Raw genomic sequence first — 4,301 nt, 5'->3', positions numbered from 1 at the left:
CAGCTCCCCGACGCTGCTTGACCATTTGTGCAGGTCTACAAGTCGTATGGTCCCCGCATCTGATGACGCGGCTTGAACCGCACCAGGTTTATGCTGCAGGCGAGACCGAGACATATCCAATAGTTGAGCTGAAAATATCTATCAACCGATACCCTGAGGTCTTGGCCGCTGTTATGAGGGCGATCCACTTTGCGCATCATTACGAAGAGCCGATGATGCACTAACAATCAACTTGGACCAGTCAGATGAGGCTGCTCAAGGTTTGGAGAGGCTTCCTGCAAGTCGTTCGTCAGAAGCGCAGCCATTAATAGGCAGGCTTTCGGATCGCCCATCAGCGATAGATATTGGCTATACTGCAATAGTACAACAGTATTGGCTTTCGATCCCAGTATACTCAGAATAAAGTGAGACCCCTTCGGGTGCAGCGTGACGCGGTGTGAGTGGGAATTTTTCTCTAGCCGAGCCACGCAACGCCGGAATTAATAAACCCAGGTTCAGAGCAAGAACGATAGTTGTTCTTACTCCTCCGGAAGCACTTGACGATCACGGGATGAGTTCGGTCTCACGGATGAACATGGACGCGTTCGTGTTTTTACCAGCGACTTCTGAGCCTCGGTCTCACCTGAAACAGTAGGAGAAAGTAAGGAGAAACACTTGGCTTATTGCAAATGGTCAGACAACAACGGCTATTGCGATGTCTATGTTAGCGGGGATTTGAAGCGCGGATGGACAACTCGCGTCGCTGCCAAACGATACCCCAAAGGACGACCCTTGGACGGGTTGGGCATGATCCAAAAAATGCTCACCGAACGAGACTTGGGCGACATGAGTGAGGCGGCTGACGCAGCACAAGCCAGATGCGAGGTTTGGGAAAAAGAATACCCAAAGATTCCTATCGCTCATAAGGACGCTGGAGCGAAGTTCAAACACACAAACCCGAGAGGCTGCGCCGTTAATCTAGAGCGGTTGAAGTTGGAAGGATTTGCAATTCCTCAGCGCGTTATCATCAAGCTTCGAGACGAAGCTGCTTGTTATGAGCAATGGGGTAATGATCTTCCTAACAGTTCACAACAAGGAGGGCGTTATGACGCAAGATGATTTGACCAAGATTTTTGAGGACTGTGAGAAGCTGCGAGCGATAGGCCATGTTTTTTTGCCACGCTCTCTGGCGGCTGCCAGGCCGGACTTTACACGTTCACTGATCAGATCGCGCTCAAACTGCGCGATCCCAGCCAGCATCGTAGCCGTCATGCGCCCGTGTGGCGTGTCCAATTGAAAAGTCAAACCGAACATTGCAACGACCGAGACTTTCAAACCCGAGAGCTTATTGAGGGAATCGAGTAAGTCTTGAGTGGAGCGCCCCCACCGGGAAAGCTCGGTGACCAACACGGCGTCTATTTTCCGGGCTTGAGCCAGTTCCATGATTTCTGATCGCTCCGCGCGGTTCGACTTGGTGCCTGACGCAGTTTCCTTGAAAACGTCAATGACATCATAACCGCCACGCTCCGCAAACTCGGCCAGCTCACGCAGCTGGCGTTCGCAGGACTGATCGGTTGTCGAAACCCGCGCATAGATCGCAGCTCGCTATCCCCTTTGAACCCCTTCAGATTTTCACCTTGCAAGTCATTGGATTTGTTGGCGTGACTATCGTCGTAAACAGACACTTGTTCAAATGGGATCTAGAAGGTCCAGGGTTGCGGTCAACCGTGGCTAGTGGACTTTACTTAGCAGACGCAAAAGGCGGATACTCTCGGACCAGGGTAACCAGCAGCAGGCCGACCAAAACGGCGTTCAGGATATGCCAAAGGAAATGGGTTCCAATGCCTGTCAGGTCACATACCGAATGATCAATTGTTCTCATGACAAGTGATAGCGAAAAGGCCATTGTCGCGAAAACGATCATTCGGCGTGCCGGGTGGCGGCGAAAGGTGGTTATCAGACTAAAGATGATCAACGCGACCAGGGCAGGAAGGTATTGCAAAGAACCATTAAGCCGGCCTGGACCGTGGTCATGACCATAGGTATCGGTCACAATATCGCCTGACGTGAACCAGAACACGGTTCCGGCAACGAATATTGCGATTGTGGCAATACGAACCGTTCTTTTGACGTCTTCACCTGTTGATCTGTAGATCACAACAAATACATAGAGCGCGACAAAACTCCAAATTGGAACAACATCGGCAAGTTCAGCGCAGCTGTTCGCAAAGGTGTGGAACAGGAATGAGCCTACTCCAATCAGAGCCGCCAAAACAAAAAGCGTTATTTCCCATATATCTGGTGCTAAGCCCTCTCGCTTCTGCGATACACGCCACGCTAAAATCGCAGCTATCACAAAACCAACATTGCTGATCGCGTTTATTGGTTCATTCCAAAAGCCAGGAGCAGTCCGTTCGCAATATAGGTCGATAAACGCAATCGGCGTCATGACATACAGCATTCATCTACTGGCTTGCGCCTGGCCAGTTCTTGAATGAAACCCCTTACTTCGGGGCGCGAAGTTTGGTGGATATACCGAAGCGCAACCACGTGACGCTCAAAGTTGGCATCCTCAATGGTTAGTGAGGTAAACTCTTCGCTCCTTGGGATTGCCGTCTCGGGCAAGATCAAAAACCCCCTCCCCAACCGTACCAACTCCAGAAGCCAATCAACCCGGTTGGAACGGTAGGTGAAATTCATTGTGTTGCCACGATCAGCGCAAAAGCTGAACATGACTTCACGCATATCACTATCAACTCTGGTCAGCGCCTCGTTGCCCGCCAACACCTCCAAGTTCACGCTTTCCCTTTGGCTGAGCGGGTGTGTAGCGGAAACAACAGCGCGGTATGTTTCGCTGTATAGTGGCTCCGCCCGATAAAGCTCAGATGCAGCATCGGTATTTGTTATAGCGATATCAAAATGGCCTTCCCTAAGGCCGTTTAGAAGCGCATTTTGTTTGTCGACAATGATCTCAAAATTAATCTCCGGTGCCCGCGCCTGATGCCGCGTTACCGCGTCTGCTATCCTGGCCAACCCGAGCTCTTCATCAACTCCGACACTGATGGGAACACCTTCGAGACGAACATGACGTTTGGCATCTACCATCGCTTTTTGAGTTTTCTGCAACACTTCCTTTAAGCGCGGAAGAATGACTGCTCCTAGTGGCGTCAAAGTATTTCCGGCACGATCGCGCAAAAACACCTTACCGCCCAACTCGTCTTCCATCTTCTGGATGGCGGTCGTGAGCGAAGGTTGAGAAACGTTCTCGGCTTGCGCTGCATGAGTGAAGTTTCGATATTTAACAACTGCCAAAAAATATCGAATTTGATTCATTTCCATGAATTCTGTGCGCCTTCTCTTTGGCATAGCCACTAAAAGAATCGCACAAAAGATGGTCACATTAACAATAGTTATCGACTATATTCTAATAGAGTATCAATATTGGACTTCGAGCTCGACATAGTCTCCAAGGTGGTCAGGACAACTGGACACCCGGAGCCCCATGCCAAGTATTTGAGGATGAGTTGCTAACGCGGGGGGTGCTTGGTTGATATCATCATCTATCCCGATGCGGTCCATTCCTTCGATACAACGAACCCGCCGTTGCGGAAGTCGGGCTTCTAAGGTTTGTTTTGCGGGCGAGAGAAATGAACGGTGATACGAAATGGCAAAGCGGGACCTAGGGTCAGGACCCATTGATTTCCGCCTTACAGCGTGATTCACGGTTCAAAAACGAGCGGTGAACATGTCTGATCTTTTCTGGCTTACGGACGCGCAGATGGCGCGTTTGAAGCCCTTCTTCCCAAAGCCCCACGGCAAGCCACGCGTAGATGACCGGCGTGTATTGAGCGGGATTATCTTCATCAATCCCAATGGGTTACGGTGGCGTGACGCGCCTGCTGCCTATGGCCCGCACAAGACGCTGTACAATCGTTGGAAACGGTGGGAGCGATAGGGGTGTTTTTGCACAGATGATGGTCGGTCTGGCCGCTGAGCACGGCCAGTGGAGTGCCCCATCTGAACTGGTCCACCGTTATATTTAGGAAACGGAGGACCGAAGCACGGTGAAGGTTTCGTCAAGGTTCAAAGGGCTTGTTCAGGCGTGTCGCGGAGAAAAGGCAGATGTTCGGCGTGGTCGTTGCGCTGCTCCGGAATTGCCTGCGTTCTGACGTTCCAGCATCATATGCAGTGATTTGCGTCGATGTTTCTTTAGAACACCATTTTGAGGCCAGCATTTGCACTCAGAGCGCTGGTATCACCGGCGTTGCTGAGCCCGGTGGCATAAGAGGCTTCGCCAAAGAGATCCACGCGGTCCGTCAGGG

5 protein-coding genes and 1 pseudogene are annotated in these 4,301 nt (G+C 51.2%); 3 read left to right on the top strand and 3 right to left on the bottom strand.

Annotation, left to right across the window (positions count from 1 at the left end):
• Together ACR0BU_RS24565 and ACR0BU_RS24560 are read left to right on the top strand one after the other, a co-directional pair.
• Positions 1-224, top strand: a 224-nt coding sequence (locus ACR0BU_RS24565; protein WP_480739544.1) for a hypothetical protein, incomplete at its 5' end; no start/stop codon positions are given.
• Between the two features lie 430 nt (positions 225-654).
• Complete coding sequence (locus ACR0BU_RS24560) at positions 655-1,098, top strand: hypothetical protein (protein WP_298938508.1); 444 nt, start codon at positions 655-657, stop codon at positions 1,096-1,098.
• Here the strand turns inward: ACR0BU_RS24560 and ACR0BU_RS24555 are convergent.
• The 3 genes from ACR0BU_RS24555 to ACR0BU_RS24545 form a co-directional block, all read right to left on the bottom strand.
• Complete coding sequence (locus ACR0BU_RS24555) at positions 1,066-1,575, bottom strand: recombinase family protein (RefSeq protein WP_298938511.1); 510 nt, start codon at positions 1,573-1,575, stop codon at positions 1,066-1,068. The genes ACR0BU_RS24560 and ACR0BU_RS24555 overlap by 33 nt on opposite strands.
• Before the next feature lie 145 nt (positions 1,576-1,720).
• Positions 1,721-2,428, bottom strand: a complete 708-nt coding sequence (locus ACR0BU_RS24550) for a ceramidase domain-containing protein (RefSeq protein WP_480739542.1) — start codon at positions 2,426-2,428, stop codon at positions 1,721-1,723.
• Positions 2,425-3,318, bottom strand: coding sequence for a LysR family transcriptional regulator (locus ACR0BU_RS24545; RefSeq protein ID WP_298938510.1), 894 nt, complete (start codon positions 3,316-3,318; stop codon positions 2,425-2,427). Before ACR0BU_RS24545 ends, ACR0BU_RS24550 begins: the two co-directional genes overlap by 4 nt.
• A 406-nt stretch (positions 3,319-3,724) precedes the next feature.
• On the opposite strand from ACR0BU_RS24545, the pseudogene ACR0BU_RS24540 reads away from it, so the two are divergent.
• Positions 3,725-3,983: pseudogene (locus ACR0BU_RS24540) on the top strand (transposase); the annotation flags it as partial.
• Between the last annotated feature and the right edge of the window lie 318 nt (positions 3,984-4,301).

It is taken from the genome of Ruegeria sp. CK2, from assembly GCF_056536585.1.
This window is presented reverse-complemented; position numbering and strand designations above follow the sequence as displayed.

Coding starts and splice junctions, on each gene's coding strand:
- ACR0BU_RS24550 (WP_480739542.1), bottom strand. CDS start 2,428: ATGACGCCGATTGCGTTTATCGACCTATATTGCGAACGGACTGCTCCT.
- ACR0BU_RS24545 (WP_298938510.1), bottom strand. CDS start 3,318: ATGGAAATGAATCAAATTCGATATTTTTTGGCAGTTGTTAAATATCGA.